The sequence below is a fragment of the Thermomicrobiales bacterium genome, assembly GCA_041390825.1.
Lineage (GTDB): Bacteria > Chloroflexota > Chloroflexia > Thermomicrobiales > UBA6265 > JAMLHN01.
Map to the genome: position 1 here is coordinate 1 of JAWKPF010000019.1, position 15,285 is coordinate 15,285.

Sequence of the window (15,285 nt, forward strand, 5' to 3'; positions counted from 1 at the left end):
ACGGAGAGCAGCAGGATGCTGTTTGCAGGGTAGAATTCCCATGCCGGTTTGGCGCGATTGCATGAAACCATTCGAGATTGAACCTTGATCACCTGTCCAAATTGCGCCTGGAGGAACCCGGCCGGCAGTCGATTTTGTGAAAATTGCGGCGCCGATCTCGAAACACTGAGCCGCTCATATCCGCAACAAACGCAGACATGGCCGGAGCAAGCCGGCCTCCAGAGCGATGCGCAGCGCTTGTCGCCCGAGGACGACCCAACCTCTCCCGATTGGCGCATGGCTCCGTTGCCAGAGGAAGAGATGCCCAGACAGGGGCGTCGTGTCTGGATCTGGGTGCTCGTCGTTGCGCTGCTCGTATGCCTGACGTTCTGTGTGGTCTCCTTTGGCTGGTTGGGGTACACCGACTCGGGCCAGAATTTCCAAACGCGCGTCGCAGAGGAAGAACGCAACAACGCAGGCGATTGAGCGCCTTGACCAGCTCATTCATGCAAGAAGGCCGGTCATTGCGACCGGCCTTCTGGATCCGATTTAGCGTGTTGCCGTTAGTCTCGCCGCGGACCACGGTCCCGGTTGCCGCCATCGCGGCGCGGACCCCGATCGCCATCGCGGCGCTGCGGGCGCGGGCGCTCTTCCGGCATTTCACCGGTAATGGCAGCACGGCGAGAGAGGCTGACCTTCCCGTTCGGCGCGACGTCGATCACCATCACGGTGATCTCATCGCCAACCTGGAACAGGTCTTCGACCTTCGCAACGCGGATGGCCGGGTCTTCCGAGAGCTCCGAGATGTGGACGAGACCGTCGCGGCCGGGAACGAGCTCCACGAATGCGCCATACGGCATGATGCTGACGATCTTGCCGTTGTAGATATCACCCTTCTCGATGCGGATTTCCTGCGTGAGGCTGCGGATCTTCTCGACGGCCTTTTCAGCGCCAACGGGATCAGTGGATGCGATCGAAACGGTGCCGTCGTCCTGGATATCGATCTTGGTGCCGGTCTCTTCCTGAATCGACCGAATCATCTTGCCGCCCGGGCCGATGATCGCGCCGATCTTCTCCGGATTGACCTTGAGCGTGGTCACGCGAGGAGCGTAGCGTGAGAGCTCCTCGCGCGGAACGCTGATCGTTTCGGCCATCTTCTCGAGGATGAACATGCGGCCCGCGTTCGCCTGGGCAAGCGCCTCCCGCATGAGCTCGAAGGAAAGTCCGCGGATCTTGATGTCCATCTGGATCGCGGTGACGCCTTCACTGGTGCCGGCTACCTTGAAGTCCATGTCTCCCAGCGCGTCCTCGATTCCCTGGATGTCCGAGAGAATCGTGTAGGCGCCGGTTTCGGCATCGGTGACCAACCCCATCGCGATACCAGCGACTGGAGCGCTGATCGGCACGCCTGCGTCCATAAGGGACATGGTGCTGCCGCAAACACTGGCCATCGAGGAGGAACCGTTCGAGCTCAGCACCTCAGAAACAAGGCGAATGGTGTACGGGAAATCGGCATCGGGCGGCAAGACTGCTTTCAGCGCGCGTTCCGCCAGCGCACCGTGACCAATGTCGCGACGGCTTGCGCCGCGCAGGCGCCGGACCTCCCCAACGCTGAACGGCGGGAAGTTGTAGTGGTGGATGTAGCGCTTGCTGACCTCGGGCGAAATCGAGTCGAGTCGCTGCTCCTCGGCCGCCGAACCGAGCGTGGCAATCGTGAGGACCTGCGTCTGGCCGCGAGTGAAGATGGCCGAGCCGTGCGTGCGGGGAAGCACGCCGACCTCCGACCAGATCGGGCGTATGTCACCCGGACGACGTCCATCCGGACGCAGCCCGTCGCTCAGGATGGCGTCGCGCACGATGCCTTTGAGCAGCTTGTCGAAGGCGTCGCCGACTTCTTTGGATCCGTAGGCTGCTTCATCGCCTTCGATTGCGGCGGAGAACTGCTCGATCGCGCCTTTGCGGACCTCGTCGGTCCCCTCCATGCGCATCACCTTGTCGGGGTTGTTGACCGCGGCGCGCAGCTGTTCGCCGACGACGCGCTCGACTTTGGCGAAGAGTTCCTTGTCATCCTCGGCAACAGGAACGTCCCATTTCTCGACGCCCGCGGCATCGACCAGGTCGAACTGCGTCGCGACGATCTGTTTGATCTCCTGATGCGCTGCCTCGATGGCGCGAATCAGGGTGACTTCGTCGATCTCATTGGCCTCGCCTTCAACCATCATGATCGCGTCGGACGTTCCGGCCACAACCATGTCGAGGTCGCTCTCTTCGAGATCCTGCAGGCTGGGATTGATGACGATCTCGCCGTCGAACATGCCGACGCGCACTGCGCCGACGGGTCCTTCGAACGGAATCGGGGAGATCATCAATGCAGCGGAAGCGCCGATGATCGAAAGGAGCGCCGGATCATTCTCCTGGTCCGCGGAAAGGACCGACGAGATGATTTGAACTTCATTCCGGTAGCCCTTCGGGAAGAGCGGGCGGATCGGACGGTCGGTCAACCGCGCCGAGAGAATTGCGTTCTCGGTCGGGCGGCCTTCGCGCTTGATGAACCCGCCGGGAATCTTTCCGGCGGCGTACATCTTTTCCTCATAGTCGACCGAAAGTGGGAAGAAGTCCTGGTCTTCGCGCGCGGTGCGGTCACCACCAGCGGTGACGAGCACAACCGACTCACCATAGCTGACGAGCACAGCGCCCTGAGCCTGCTCGGCCAGGCGACCGGTTTCCAGTGTGAGTGTGCGGCCAGCAATCTCGACGCTGGCAGTATGTACCTTGGGCTTGTTTGTCATAAACGTGAATATCCTCCGCCGGGAGCCACTGGGGTCCCGGTGCGTGGGAACGCAGGCCCGTCACCGCGACGGGTCCGGTCCGGCTGGGAGGAGCTGGAGCGTGCCGGCGAGCTGCTCCGGCAGGCTCCAAGTCCTCGATCAGCACGGACTGCTTCGAAACGAGAAGAGCCTCCTTTCTGGTCTGGCAACGCAAACGGCTCAGGATGCGTGATCCCGAGCCGTCGCGATTCGAACCATGTGGCAAGTTGGCGAGCCTGAACGGGTTGCCAGAACGAGCGGCTCGCTGGTCCACCAACGGGCTACTTGCGCAGTCCGTGCCGGGCGATGGTGGCGCGATAGCGCTCCACATCGGTGCGGCTGAGATAGGCGAGGAGCCGTCGCCGCTTGCCCACCATCATCAGCAGGCCGCGTCGTGAGTGGTGATCGTGTTTGTTTGCGCGCAGATGATCGGTGAGCTGGTTGATGCGCTCGGTGAGCAGTGCAATCTGCACCTCGGGCGAGCCGGTGTCGCCCTCGTGCGTTCGCACCTGCGAGATGATGGTTTCCTTTTCAGCCGTCGAAAGCGCCATTCAGGCGTATCCTCCATTGAGTATCCGTGCGCACAACAGCGACACGTGCAGTCCGAGAACCACAGCCGGTGAGTATAGCACGGGGGCCGGGGCGCTCACCCATACGATGAGCCGAACAACTATGCTATTCAGGTCGAAAACCCGAAGGAGGCAGGATGCTCGGAATCATTGGTGGAAGCGGACTTTATGACTTGCCCGATCTGGAATTCGTAGATCGCGTGCTTCCCGATACGCCATTTGGGTTTCCGAGCGATGAGATCACCATCGGCAGAATCGACGGTCGCGAGATCGCATTCCTGAGCCGGCACGGCAGGGGACATCGTCTGACTCCGACCGAGCTGCCGTATCAGGCCAACATCTACGCGCTCAAACAGATCGGTGTCGATCGAGTCGTGACGGTCAGCGCGGTAGGCAGCTTGCGTGAGGATCTCCCGCCGCGCACGGCGGTCTTGCCCGACCAGATCATCGACCGCACGGTGTCGCGCCCGCGCAGTTTCTTCGGTGAGGGGTCTGTGGCGCATGTAGGTATTGCCGATCCCTTCTGCAGCCAACTCTCCGGGCAGATTGCCGATGCGTCGGTGGCGGTGGGACGTCCAGTTGCAAGGGGCGGGACGTATATCTGCATCGAGGGGCCGCAGTTCTCCACCAAGGCGGAATCGCGCCTCTATCGTTCGTGGGGATGCGCGGTCATTGGCATGACTGCCATGCCGGAAGCGCGGCTCGCGCGGGAAGCCGAGCTTTGCTACGCGACCGTGGCAATGGTGACCGATTTCGATGTTTGGCACGATGCTGCGGGAGAGGTGACGGTCGACATGGTTGTCGCGAACCATGGCGCAAATCTGGAGACAGCGCGCGCCATCCTTGGCGAGCTTGCCAGGACCGATCTGGGCGAGCGGACCTGTGGTTGCGGAAACGCGCTGGCCGGAGCGATCGTTACCGATCCAGCGGTCATTCCACCGCTGACCAGACAAAAGATCGGCATCATCGCCGATCGCTATCTCCCGCCACCGGAGCATCGTTGATTCGACCAATTTCGACATACCAGTACGGCCCCAATCTCCTTCTCGTTGGCGCTAGCCTGGTCGTCACCGCGCTTGGGATGGGAGCCGTCTATCTCGCAGAGCGTCCGGGCTCCTTCCGCAGCTCCCTTGAATTCCGCGCCCTGGTGATCTATCTGGCCACGGTGATCGGTGTCTTCCTCTCGTTCCGTCTTGGCAATTTCGCCGGGGACCAATTTCTTCTTCCGGTCATCGCGTTGCTGAGTGGTTTTGGCCTCATCGTCGCAGTGCGCATGCAGCCTGATCTCCAGGAGGTGCGTGGTTTCCAGATCGCCATTGGCGAGCGGCAGCTGGCCTACCTGGTCGCCGGATTCCTGCTCATGTGGGGGGTTGCGGTTTTCTTTCCGAATCCAACGTTTCTTGCCAATTGGCGATACAGCGTGCTGTTTGGTGGGATTGCGCTGTTGGTCGTCACCGCGGCCATTGGCAGCACCGTCAATGGCGCGCGGCTGTGGATCACTGTCGGAGGGGTGCAGATCCAGACGGCAGAACTCGTCAAGGTCGCACTCGTCATTTTTCTGGCCGCCTACCTTTCCGAGAACGAGCAGTTGATCGGATCGAGCTGGAAGGTCGGATGGTTCGACTTGCCGCCGATACCTTATCTGGCGCCGATGGGCGTCATGTGGGGGCTTTGCCTGGTGGCGCTCGTGCTGCTGAACGACCTGGGAACGGCGCTGCTCTTTTTTCTGCTCTTTCTCGTCTTGCTCTACGTCGCGAGCGGCCGGTCGTCGTATGTGCTGCTCGGGCTTCTGGCATTTGTTGGCGGCGCGCTGCTCGCCTATTTCCTTTTCGACCGGGTTCAGCTTCGCATCGAAAACTGGATCGACCCATGGCAGCACCCCTACACGGGTGGCTATCAGCAGATTCAGTCCGACTACGCAATATCGAGCGGCGGTATTGCGGGTGTTGGCCCCGGAATGGGGCAACCGTGGCAGATTCCCGAGGTTCAGACCGACTACGTGGTCGCCGTGATCGGCGAGGAGTGGGGGCTGATCGGCATCGTCACCCTGTTGGGACTCTATGCCGTGCTGACGGTCCGCGGGATGATGATTGCGCTGCGAACCTCCGACTCGTTTCTCCGGCTGCTGGCGGTCGGGCTGACCGCCTCGCTGGCCATCCAGGCGCTGGTCATCTTGGGCGGAGTCTTTCGGTTGTTGCCGCTTACCGGCGTGACTACGCCGTTCGTGTCGTATGGCGGAAGCTCGTTGTTGGTTTCCTTCGGCATTGCCGGTTTGCTCTTACGTATCTCGGATATCGGAGAGCGGCAAGCGAGAGCGCGCTATGACGCCTGATTGGTTGACCGATACTCGTCTCATCATGCTCTTGTGGGCGCTGGTAGCGCTTGTGGCGTTCGGCTTCGGGTTCAGCCGCCGCTGCCGGCCACCAAGCATCGACCGGCAGATTTCCATCGTTTCCGCGGCCATAGGCGCCGTGCTCATCATCCTCGGGGTGCAGGCCGCACGCTATACGGTTTTTCAGCAACGCGCGATCGCCGGGCGGGTCGGTACTGATCCATCGACAGAGGAAGTGGTTGCCAATCCCCGCCAGACGAGCAACGACCTCACATCCCCGCGCGGGGCGATTCTGGCCGCGGACGGCACACGCATTGCCTGGTCGGAACCAAAGGGTGACATCTACACCCGCTTCTACGGCGATGCCGCGCTGGCGCCCGTGGCCGGCTTTTTCTCGCCGTTGCTCTACGGAAAATCGGGACTGGAGTCCACGTGGGACGCTGCGCTTTCCGGCGAAGGGGGGCGCTCGTTGCTCGATCAGCTCGCCGGTAGCGTCGGACTGAGCGACTCCGGACCACTCGATCTCGTTCTCACGATCGATCCAGCGATCCAGCGCGAGGCAGTGCAATTGTTGAGCGGCAGCACAGGGGCCGCTATCGTGATCGAACCGGCCACGGGAGCGGTTCTCGCCATCGCGAGCTCACCCGCGGTCGATCCCGTGCCGCTGGCTGCCGTGACGCAGGCGCAAGTCAATCCGGCGCGAGCAGCCTGGCAGCAACTGCTGGACGATCCAGCGCGACCGCTCGTTCGCCGGGCAACCGAGGGGCTCTATCCGCCCGGATCGACGTTCAAGGTGGTGACCGCGGCGGCTGGCATCGGTTCGGGCGAGGTCGCGCCCGACACGTTGTTCGAGGACAACGGGTTCATCGAGATCGACGGGCACTTCATCGAAGAAGCGAACCGGCCCGACGAGACGATCGACCTGTGGACGTTGGCCGATGGGTTCGCCTATTCGCTCAACATCGTTTTCGCTCAGGTGGGCCTGCAGATTGGGCGGACGATTCTGGAAGAGCAAGCGTCAGCGTTCGGGATCGGAGAGCCTATTCCGTTCGATGAACCGGTGAGCCGGGGACAGATTGCGGGGAGCGACGATTTTCTCGATTCCCGCGCAGCGTTGGCGGACACCGCGTTCGGTCAGGGAGAGTTGCTGGTGACTCCCTTGCATATGGCGCTCGTGGCGGCGGCTGTGGCGAATGACGGTGTGCTCATGCGGCCGTATCTCGTGGAACGCCTGCAGGATCGGAATGGGAAGATCGTTTCTTCCTCCGAACCGAGCAAACTGCACGACGCGCTCGATCAACAAACCGCAGGAATCATGCAAGGATTGATGGTCGACGCAGTCGAATGGGGTTACGCAGCCTCCGCGTTGCTGCCTGGGTACCGTGTGGGTGGCAAGACAGGGACCGCCGAGAGCGGTGGCGAAACGCCGCACGGGTGGTTCATCGGATTTGCGGGAGAAAGTGAGCCGCGGGTGGCGGTTTCGGTCGTGCTGGAACATGGCGGAGAGGGTGGAGGGCGACCGGCGGAGATCGGCGCGCAGTTGCTCGCGAGCGCGTTGCGGAGCGCGCCGGGTTGATACGGAGATTTGGGCGTACGTACGCCGAAAACTGATCGCTGAATCAGTCGGAAAATGTCCGCAAATGCGGTAGAATTATCTATGCGAAATTCTGGTATCGAACTTGCAGAGCGCCTGCGCAGACGGCAGTTCGAACGGATGGTTCGCAAAGCGGTCGACTCGCTGCCGGCGGCAATCCATTCGATGATGGAAAACGTCGAGATCGTCGTCGAAGATGAGCCAGCGATAGAGCAGCGGGGCGGCGAGGACGATGGCCCGTTCGGACTTTACGAGGGCACTCCTCTGACCGAGCGCACGTCGTTCTATGGTTTGACGCTTCCGGACAAGATCACGATTTTCCGCGGTCCGCTGGAACGCGCGACCGCAACCCCGAGCGAGCTCTACGCCGAGGTGCAGACCACCGTGATTCACGAGGTCGCGCATCACTTTGGCATGGATGAAGACCAGATCGCCGAGCTCGGTTGGGAATAGACGAGGAGCAACCGGCCCAGATGGCGTCTCCGGCGCACGAAGCCACCGGCAAGAAGCATCAGAAGAAACCGGCATCGATCACGGAAGTGATTGCCGCCGCCGCCGATGTGGTCATTGCTCGGCCGCTGTTGATGATTGCCCCTGTGCTGCTCGATTGCTACTACCTGCTTGGCTGGCGCATCACTCCGGGAAGCACCTTCGATCATCTGCGATCCGAGCTGATGAGCCGTGGGACCTCTTCTGGAGACTGGATCTCCGAGCAACTCGGGAAAGCGTCCAGCGTCGATCTGACTGGCCTGGCGGCGTTTGCGGTGCCGTCGCTTTTTCCTGATACGAATGACAAGGTCTATCGTCCGTTCGCGCGAACCGCGATTGCGCTCGACAACTGGGGCGCGCTCATGCTGGCGGCCGTGGTGATGATCGGGGTATCGATGTTCCTGTTCGGGTTCGTCGGCCTCTGGCTTGCCGATTCCGGTCTGAATCGCACGCGGACCTGGGATGAGCGGGCGCGACTCGGTCCGGTCGTTGGCGGCCGGTTCCTACTCATGGCGTTATTAGTGGCGGCGATGTTGCTGATGCTGCTCGCCCCCTTTCTCTTCGCCATGGTCGTAGCCTCGGGCGCGGAGGTCAGCCTGGAAAGTCTCGTAGTGTCCGTCGGTGTGCTCGGTTTCCTTGCGCTGTACGTGCTTTTCTACTTTGCACCCGACTCGCTGCTGATCGACCTGGCTGGTCCGGTGCAGGCATTGAGAGCAAGCTCGTCGGTGGTTCGCCGCAACTTTGGCGTCACCGTCTTGTTCGTCATCGTTTCGATTTTCATTTCCATCGGCCTGGCCGATGTCTGGGACCGGTTGGCGACCAATGCCCCCGGTCTGGCGATCGCGATCGTTGCAAACGCATTCGTCGGATGCGTGCTGTGGATTGCATCGCTGCTGTTCTACAGCGAGCGCTCGCAGGTGCTTGCATCCGAACGAGCCGCACCCACCGGCCTGCGCTCGATTACGTAAGGAGTTCTCTTCTTTGGCCACAACTGCAACCAAACCGGCGAAGTACGACGCCAGCTCGATCCAGATTCTGGAAGGGTTGGAGGCTGTGCGAAAGCGTCCCGGCATGTATATCGGCAGCACCGATCAACGTGGGCTGCACCACCTCGTGCGTGAAATCGTCGACAACTCGGTCGATGAAGCGCTTGCGGGCTTCTGCGACAAGATCGTCATCACACTGCACGCCGACGGTTCGGTGACCGTGGTCGACAACGGCCGTGGTATTCCGGTCGACAAGCACTCCAAGGGCAACAAGTCCGCGCTGGAAGTCATCATGACCGTCCTGCATGCCGGCGGGAAGTTCGGCGGCGGCGGATACAAGGTTTCCGGCGGTTTGCACGGTGTCGGCGCTTCTGTCGTCAACGCGTTGTCCGAGTGGTGCCGCGTCGAGGTTCGCCGCGACGGCAAGATCTACCGGCAGGTGTACGAGCGTGGAGTTCCGCTCAACAAGGTCGAAGTTGTCGGCGCCTGCGATCCGAGCGAGCACGGCACGACCACGACCTTCATGGCCGACACCGCCATCTTCGTTCATGGTCTCGACTACAGCTACGAGTTCCTGGCTCAATGGTTCCGGGAGATGGCCTACCTGACACGCGGGCTCAAGATCACCCTGATCGACGAGCGAACCGATCGGGAGACGTCGTTCTACTTCGAAGGCGGCATCATCTCGTTTGTACGGCATCTCAACCGCAATCGCACGGCGCTGCACGACAAGCCGTTCTACGTTCAGCGTGAGACCCCGGCCGGTATGGTCGAGGTGGCGTTGCAGTACAACGACACGTACGGCGAGTCGACGCACACTTTCGCGAACAACATCAACACCGCGGACGGGGGCACCCACCTTTCTGGTTTCAAGTCTGCCCTCACCCGCACGATCAATGACTACGCCAAGCGCAACGGTTTCCTGAAAGGCGACGAGTCCCTTTCCGGGGATGATGTGCGCGAGGGATTGACTGCGATCGTTTCAGTGAAGCTGGAGGATCCGCAGTTCGAGGGCCAGACCAAGGGCAAACTTGGCAACGCCGAAATGGCGGGCGCCGTGCAAACGGTCGTGAACGACGGTTTGGGAGCCTTCCTGGAGGAGAATCCCCAGATCGCCCGCCGAGTGATCGAGAAGTGTCTCACCGCTTCCCGTGCGCGTGAAGCCGCGCGCAAGGCGCGCGAACTGGTCCAGCGCAAGGGTGGACTCGACAGCTTCAGCCTGCCGGGCAAGCTGGCCGACTGCTCAGAGCGCGATCCCGAGAACGCTGAGCTCTACATCGTCGAAGGTGACTCCGCCGGTGGTTCGGCCAAGCAGGGCCGCGATCGCCGCTTCCAGGCGATTCTGCCGCTCCGTGGCAAGATCCTGAACGTGGAGAAGGCGCGTCTGGACAAGATTCTCCAGAACAACGAAATCCGCACCATGATTACCGCGCTTGGCACGTCGGTTGGCGAGCAATTCGATATCAGCAAGCTGCGCTACCACCGCATCATCATCATGACCGACGCAGATGTCGACGGTTCGCACATCCGCACGCTGTTGCTCACGTTCTTCTATCGCCATCTCGAGCAGGTGATCCACGACGGCTATCTCTACATAGCGCAACCGCCGCTCTATCGCGTAAAGGCCGGGAAGAACGAAGCCTGGGTCTACAACGAAGCAGAGCGCGAGGCCAAGATGGCTGAGTTTGGCGAACGGGCAGAAGTCCAGCGTTACAAGGGTTTGGGGGAAATGAACCCCGATCAGCTTTGGGAAACCACGATGGACCCGGGAAAGCGCACGCTGGTGAAAGTGACGGTAGATGATGCCGTGGCCGCGGATGAGACATTCGACATGCTCATGGGCACTGCTGTCCCGCCGCGCAAGAAGTTCATCCAGACCCACGCACGTGACGTTGTGAATCTCGACGTTTAGTCGTTGACATTCGCTGCATCGGAACGCGCCGCTCGATTCGAGTGGCGCGTTTTCTTGCCCGGAATATTGCCTACCCCAGATCGGGGTTAGCGGCGACTATGCCCCTCTCCGATATCGATCGGAGATGCCCACAGAATCGAATGTTCGTCGGCCGCGTCAACGACAGAAGGCTCCCTCCTGCATTCGGAGAGAGCCTTCTCAGGCGCCTGTTCCGGGAACGATCCCCGGCCGGTGCGACTATTGAATGGCGCGTTTGAGGCTTGCGCCGGCCTTGAAGGTCGGGCTCTTCTTTGGGGCGATCTTGATCGTGTCGCCCGTCTGAGGGTTGCGACCCTCGCGGCCCGGTCGCTCGACGACCCGGAAGGTGCCAAACCCGCTGATGGCGACCTCGTCACCCTTCTTCAGGGCGTCTTCGATGGCCGCGAAAATGCCGGTTGCCACCTCGTTGACCTTGGACTCGGGCATCCCGGTCGACTTGGCAACGGCTGCTACAAGTTCCTGCTTACGCATTGTTCCTCCCCTGGAACTGTGATTCATGGCGCTGTGGCCGCATCGTCCGCACGTTGTGTCGTTCTTCAGCCAGCACCTTCGGTACGTGAAAAACCCGGCCAATCATCGGTCAGACGGGCGAAAAGGTCAACTGGAATCTGGGGTTTTCGTGGAATTCGCTTGGGCGCGCCGTTGCCGGCTGGCCTCGAACAGGATCACCGAACCCGCCACACCGGCATTGAGCGACTCCAGTCCGCTTTCGAGTGGAATCGAGATCGGCGTGGGATCGAGCGCTCGCACGGAGGCCGAAAGTCCGGCGCCTTCGGCTCCCACGACCACAGCAATTGGTCCTGTGAGCGCGCAGTTGTCATAGCTCGTGTCTGCATTGGCGTCCGCTGCGAGGAGCTCCATTCCTGCTCCAATTCGGGTTCCAAGCGCATCGACAGTCGCCGAAACAATCGGCACCAGAAAGTGGGCCGCAGCCGCGGCTCGCACGGTCTTGGGAGACCAGGGGTCGACCGTGCCGGGCAGCACGACGACTTCGGTCACGCCTGCTCCTGCGGCCGAGCGAATCAGTGTCCCGAGGTTTCCAGGGTCCTGCACAGCATCCACGACCAGCAGGAACGGCGTGATGCCCTCGGTTGGTGTGAGTGTGGGAATCGGGAAGACGGCCAACGTCCCTTGCGAATGGACGGTGTCAGAAAGGCTTTCGAACAGCTCATCGTCGAAAACGCGAACCGTTCTACCCGCAAGTGGCTGTCCGGCGCGGACGGTTGATTCTGCGACCGCGATAAGCGTGGGCTCCGCGCCAGTGGCGATTGCGTCCTCGATGAAGCGAGGGCCCTCGACAAGAAACGCCCGCTCCTTGTGACGTCGATCGCGACGCAGGAGCGAGCGTATCTGCTTGTAGATCGGGTTCTGCCGGCTTCGAATGACCGATTCCGGCGGCATCGACGCGTGCGTGCTAGGCGGTCTTGCCGGCGTTCTGCTTGGCAACCTCGGCGATGGCAGCGAATGCGGCGGCGTCGTGCACCGCCAGGTCGGCCAACATCTTGCGGTCGATGGCGACATTGCCCACGCGCAGCCCTTCGATCAGGCGAGAGTAGGTGATGCCATTCAGCCGCGAGGCAGCGTTGATGCGGGTAATCCACAGCCGGCGGAAATCGCGCTTGCGGTTTCGGCGGTCGCGGTACGCATACATGAGCGAACGCATCATGGATTCATGCGCGCGCTTGTACAGTCGATTGTTGGTTGCGCGGTGACCCTTCACCTGCGCGAGGACCTTCTTGTGCCGCCGGTGCGCGGCCACGCCTCGCTTGACTCGTGCCATCTACTGACTCCGTACCCTCTCGGTGTCCCGCGGCCTAGCTGCCGTACGGGAGCATGCGCTTGATGCGCTTCACGTTCGTTTCGCTAACTTCGATCGTGCGGTCGAACTCCCGCTTGACACGCGCCGACTTGCGGCGACGGAAGTGGGACTTCATGCCCTTGGCTGAGCGGATCTGCCCGGTGGCCGTGAACGTGAACCGCCGCTTGGCGCCTTTATGCGTTTTCAGCTTTTGCTTCGCCACGACTAGTACTGCCTTCCTTTTCCAGTTTCTGCTTGAGGGGAGCGAGAATCATCGTCATCGTTCGCCCCTCGATTTTCGGCGCCTGCTCGATCGTGCCGTGCTGACGCAGCAATTCGCCAAGTTGGTCGAGTAGCCCCCTGCCGATTTCCGGATGCGCCATTTCGCGTCCCCGGAAGAGCACCGAAACCTTGACCTTGTCGCCGGCGTCGAGAAACTTCGCGGCTTGCCGACCCTTCGTTTCGAGATCGTGATCGTCGATCTTGGGACGGATGCGAACTTCCTTGAGCTCGACGACGGTCTGGTTCTTGCGTGACTCGCGCTCCTTGCGGCTCTGCTCGTACCGATACTTTCCATAGTCCATCAGACGACAGACGGGGGGAATCGCGTTCGGAGCCACTTCGACGAGATCGAGTCCGCGGTCTCGGGCCATCTCCAACGCTTGCATGGTTGGAACAACGCCAACCTGCTGGCCATTCTCGTCTACCAGACGAACCTCGCGGATCCGAATCCGCTCGTTGACCCGCGTTTGAACCGGTCGTGTAATTGTGGAGCCTCCTGAAACCTGAAATGTTCAGAAAATAACGAACGCCCGGACATCGATCCCGAGCGTGTCAGCCGCGTGACCGACCAATGGTATCACGCGAGGCAAGGGGATTCAATTCAGAATGTGGTGCGGATTGGCGGAAATCCTGCCAGAACATGCGTCTCCCCCAGGATGCGTCGCGATCGAGCTTCGTCGATCGCCAGTTGCTCGATCATTGCATCGAGATTGGGGAATTGCTGGTCATCACGGATCTTCTCGAGCATCGCAACTTCGATCGTCTGACCATAGAGATCACCGTCGAAATCGAGCAAATGCGTTTCGATCTGGCGCACTCCGCTGTTGATCGTCGGCCGCGTGCCGACGTAGGTCATGGCCGGTCGAGCCTCAGCTTCGCCTGCGAGCACCACCAGCGAGACAAAGATGCCATCGCCCAGCTGGACCAACCCCTCGGGCGGAAAGAAGTTGGCGGTCGGGAAGCCAATTTCCCGTCCCAGATGCGCGCCGTGTATGACCTCGCCGGCAACGGAGAACGGCCGACCGAGCGATTCGGCAGCGAATCTGACATTGCCGGCTTCGATCGCGCGCCTGATCGAGGAACTGCTGATCACCTCGCTCCCATCGACCACGCGCGGCATGGCGACCGTGCGGAATCCGAGCGTGTCTCCGATCTCGGATATTCGCGCGACATCGCCGACACGATCCTTCCCCAACGCAAATCCTTCGCCGACCCAGAGCTCGACAAGACCGGTGCGCTCTTTCATCTCGGTCAGAAAATCTTCCGGAGTGCGGGCGGCTAGCGTGCGGTCGAATTCGATCACGGCAATCTCGTCAGTGCCGAGGGCCTCGAGCAGCGTGAGCTTTCGTCCGGCGGTGCAAATACGTCCTGCAAACCGATCGGGACGAAGGACGGAGGCTGGCACAGGCTCGAACGTGACGATGGCTGAGCTTGCGCCGAGCTCGATAGCCCGTTCGCGCGTGCGGGTGATCAGTTGCTGGTGCCCAAGATGCACGCCGTCAAAGGTTCCGATTGTCACCACCCGGGTGGCCGGTTGCATCGCTTGAAACGAAACCTGTGCAGGCATCAATGGATTTCCTCTTGCGCGCCGAACGCGACCGGCACTACCTTGCGTGGCCGGAGCTCATACCGTTTTTCGACTATGGCGAGCTCACCGATGCCCAGCCAGTTCCCGGCAGAATCATAAACGCGAACCGAACGCGGATCGCCGAGGGCATCGATTGCCCAACGTTTTCCCTGTTCCCAGTTGCGTGACTGAAGCCGGTCGATGACGACCGCGTCCAGGCCAGCGGCGGTGGCGTCCGGAGCGAGCGCGATCCGTTCCCATTCCTCTGCCAGTGGCGCCTCAGCGAGCTCTCCCAACGTCCACGCATCGCACAGGTCGAACGAGGCCACTCGGGTACGGACCAGATTGGAAAGGTAGGCACAGCTCCCCAAGCGCTCGCCAAGATCGCGTGCGAACGAGCGGACGTAGAACCCTTTCGAGCAATCGATATCGACGGTCAGTGTAGGTGGGTTCCATGCGACCAATGAAAGCGCGCGGATCTCGATTGGGCGTTTGGGCGGTTCGACATATTCTCCGCGCCGTGCCCGCTCATAGAGCGGAGTGCCATCCATCTTGATGGCGGAGAAGACAGGAGGCGTCTGCTCGCCCTTTCCCAGAAACGATTCGAGCGCTTTCTGAATGGCAGTCTCGTCGCACGACGGGGGCTGGCATGTCTGAATCAGGCGCCCATCGATGTCGAGCGCATCGGTGGACACCCCGAACGTGATGTCTGCCCGGTATGCCTTGGTCGCGTCGGAGAGATACTCGAGCGCGCGCAGGGCCGAACCCACGCCGACGGGTAGCACACCGGTCGCCGCCGGGTCGAGCGTGCCCGCGTGTCCAACGGATCGCTGTCCAACGAGTCGCCTGATACGGCCCACGACATCATGGCTCGTCCAGCCCGCGGGCTTGTCGATAATGAGCAGGCCGTGGAAGCGGTCCTGTGCCATTG

The 15,285-nt window shown here is 61.5% G+C and carries 16 protein-coding genes; 7 read left to right on the top strand and 9 right to left on the bottom strand.

The window, feature by feature from the left end:
* The first annotated feature begins 237 nt into the window (after positions 1–237).
* Entirely contained in the window at positions 238–465 is a 228-nt protein-coding gene (locus tag R2855_11465) for a hypothetical protein (GenBank protein ID MEZ4531628.1), read from the top strand.
* A gap of 77 nt (positions 466–542) precedes the next feature.
* Here R2855_11465 and pnp read toward each other — a convergent pair whose 3' ends face one another.
* Positions 543–2,768 carry a polyribonucleotide nucleotidyltransferase gene (pnp, locus tag R2855_11470; GenBank protein ID MEZ4531629.1) on the bottom strand — a complete coding sequence of 742 codons (2,226 nt, stop codon included), beginning with the start codon at positions 2,766–2,768 and terminating at the stop codon, positions 543–545.
* Positions 2,769–3,067: 299 nt separating this feature from the next.
* The gene (gene rpsO / locus R2855_11475; GenBank protein MEZ4531630.1) at positions 3,068–3,337 is read right to left on the bottom strand and encodes a 30S ribosomal protein S15; all 270 of its coding nucleotides are present in this window, start codon (positions 3,335–3,337) and stop codon (positions 3,068–3,070) included.
* Positions 3,338–3,492: 155 nt separating this feature from the next.
* On the opposite strand from rpsO, the gene mtnP reads away from it, so the two are divergent.
* The 6 genes from mtnP to gyrB all read left to right on the top strand — a co-directional run bounded on the left by mtnP (position 3,493) and on the right by gyrB (position 10,668).
* Positions 3,493–4,359, top strand: a complete 867-nt coding sequence (gene mtnP, locus R2855_11480) for an S-methyl-5'-thioadenosine phosphorylase (protein ID MEZ4531631.1) — start codon at positions 3,493–3,495, stop codon at positions 4,357–4,359.
* Positions 4,356–5,687, top strand: coding sequence for an FtsW/RodA/SpoVE family cell cycle protein (locus R2855_11485; protein MEZ4531632.1), 1,332 nt, complete (start codon positions 4,356–4,358; stop codon positions 5,685–5,687). The genes mtnP and R2855_11485 overlap by 4 nt, the downstream gene beginning before the upstream one ends.
* Complete coding sequence (locus R2855_11490; GenBank protein ID MEZ4531633.1) at positions 5,677–7,263, top strand: penicillin-binding protein 2; 1,587 nt, start codon at positions 5,677–5,679, stop codon at positions 7,261–7,263. Before R2855_11485 ends, R2855_11490 begins: the two co-directional genes overlap by 11 nt.
* A gap of 138 nt (positions 7,264–7,401) precedes the next feature.
* Positions 7,402–7,734 (top strand): metallopeptidase family protein, encoded by a 333-nt coding sequence (locus R2855_11495; GenBank protein ID MEZ4531634.1) that lies wholly within the window; start codon positions 7,402–7,404, stop codon positions 7,732–7,734.
* 20 nt (positions 7,735–7,754) lie between these two features.
* Positions 7,755–8,738: a hypothetical protein gene (locus R2855_11500; GenBank protein MEZ4531635.1), complete on the top strand. Its 984-nt coding sequence runs from the start codon at positions 7,755–7,757 to the stop codon at positions 8,736–8,738.
* 13 nt (positions 8,739–8,751) lie between these two features.
* The gene (gene gyrB / locus R2855_11505; protein ID MEZ4531636.1) at positions 8,752–10,668 is read left to right on the top strand and encodes a DNA topoisomerase (ATP-hydrolyzing) subunit B; all 1,917 of its coding nucleotides are present in this window, start codon (positions 8,752–8,754) and stop codon (positions 10,666–10,668) included.
* Between the two features lie 237 nt (positions 10,669–10,905).
* On the opposite strand, the gene R2855_11510 is transcribed toward gyrB, so the two are convergent.
* The 7 genes from R2855_11510 to truB form a co-directional block, all read right to left on the bottom strand.
* On the bottom strand, positions 10,906–11,205 hold the full coding sequence (locus R2855_11510) for an HU family DNA-binding protein (protein ID MEZ4531637.1): 300 nt from the start codon (positions 11,203–11,205) through the stop codon (positions 10,906–10,908).
* 99 nt (positions 11,206–11,304) lie between these two features.
* A complete protein-coding gene (locus tag R2855_11515; protein MEZ4531638.1) occupies positions 11,305–12,108 on the bottom strand; it encodes an RNA methyltransferase in 804 nt (267 codons plus the stop codon).
* Positions 12,109–12,121: 13 nt separating this feature from the next.
* On the bottom strand, positions 12,122–12,487 hold the full coding sequence (rplT, locus tag R2855_11520; protein MEZ4531639.1) for a 50S ribosomal protein L20: 366 nt from the start codon (positions 12,485–12,487) through the stop codon (positions 12,122–12,124).
* Positions 12,488–12,521: 34 nt separating this feature from the next.
* Entirely contained in the window at positions 12,522–12,728 is a 207-nt protein-coding gene (gene rpmI / locus R2855_11525; protein MEZ4531640.1) for a 50S ribosomal protein L35, read from the bottom strand.
* Positions 12,700–13,272, bottom strand: a complete 573-nt coding sequence (infC, locus tag R2855_11530) for a translation initiation factor IF-3 (protein ID MEZ4531641.1) — start codon at positions 13,270–13,272, stop codon at positions 12,700–12,702. Before infC ends, rpmI begins: the two co-directional genes overlap by 29 nt.
* Positions 13,273–13,388: 116 nt before the next feature.
* Entirely contained in the window at positions 13,389–14,354 is a 966-nt protein-coding gene (ribF, locus tag R2855_11535; protein MEZ4531642.1) for a riboflavin biosynthesis protein RibF, read from the bottom strand.
* A complete protein-coding gene (truB, locus tag R2855_11540) occupies positions 14,354–15,283 on the bottom strand; it encodes a tRNA pseudouridine(55) synthase TruB (protein MEZ4531643.1) in 930 nt (309 codons plus the stop codon). The genes ribF and truB overlap by 1 nt, the downstream gene beginning before the upstream one ends.
* Positions 15,284–15,285 lie beyond the last annotated feature (2 nt).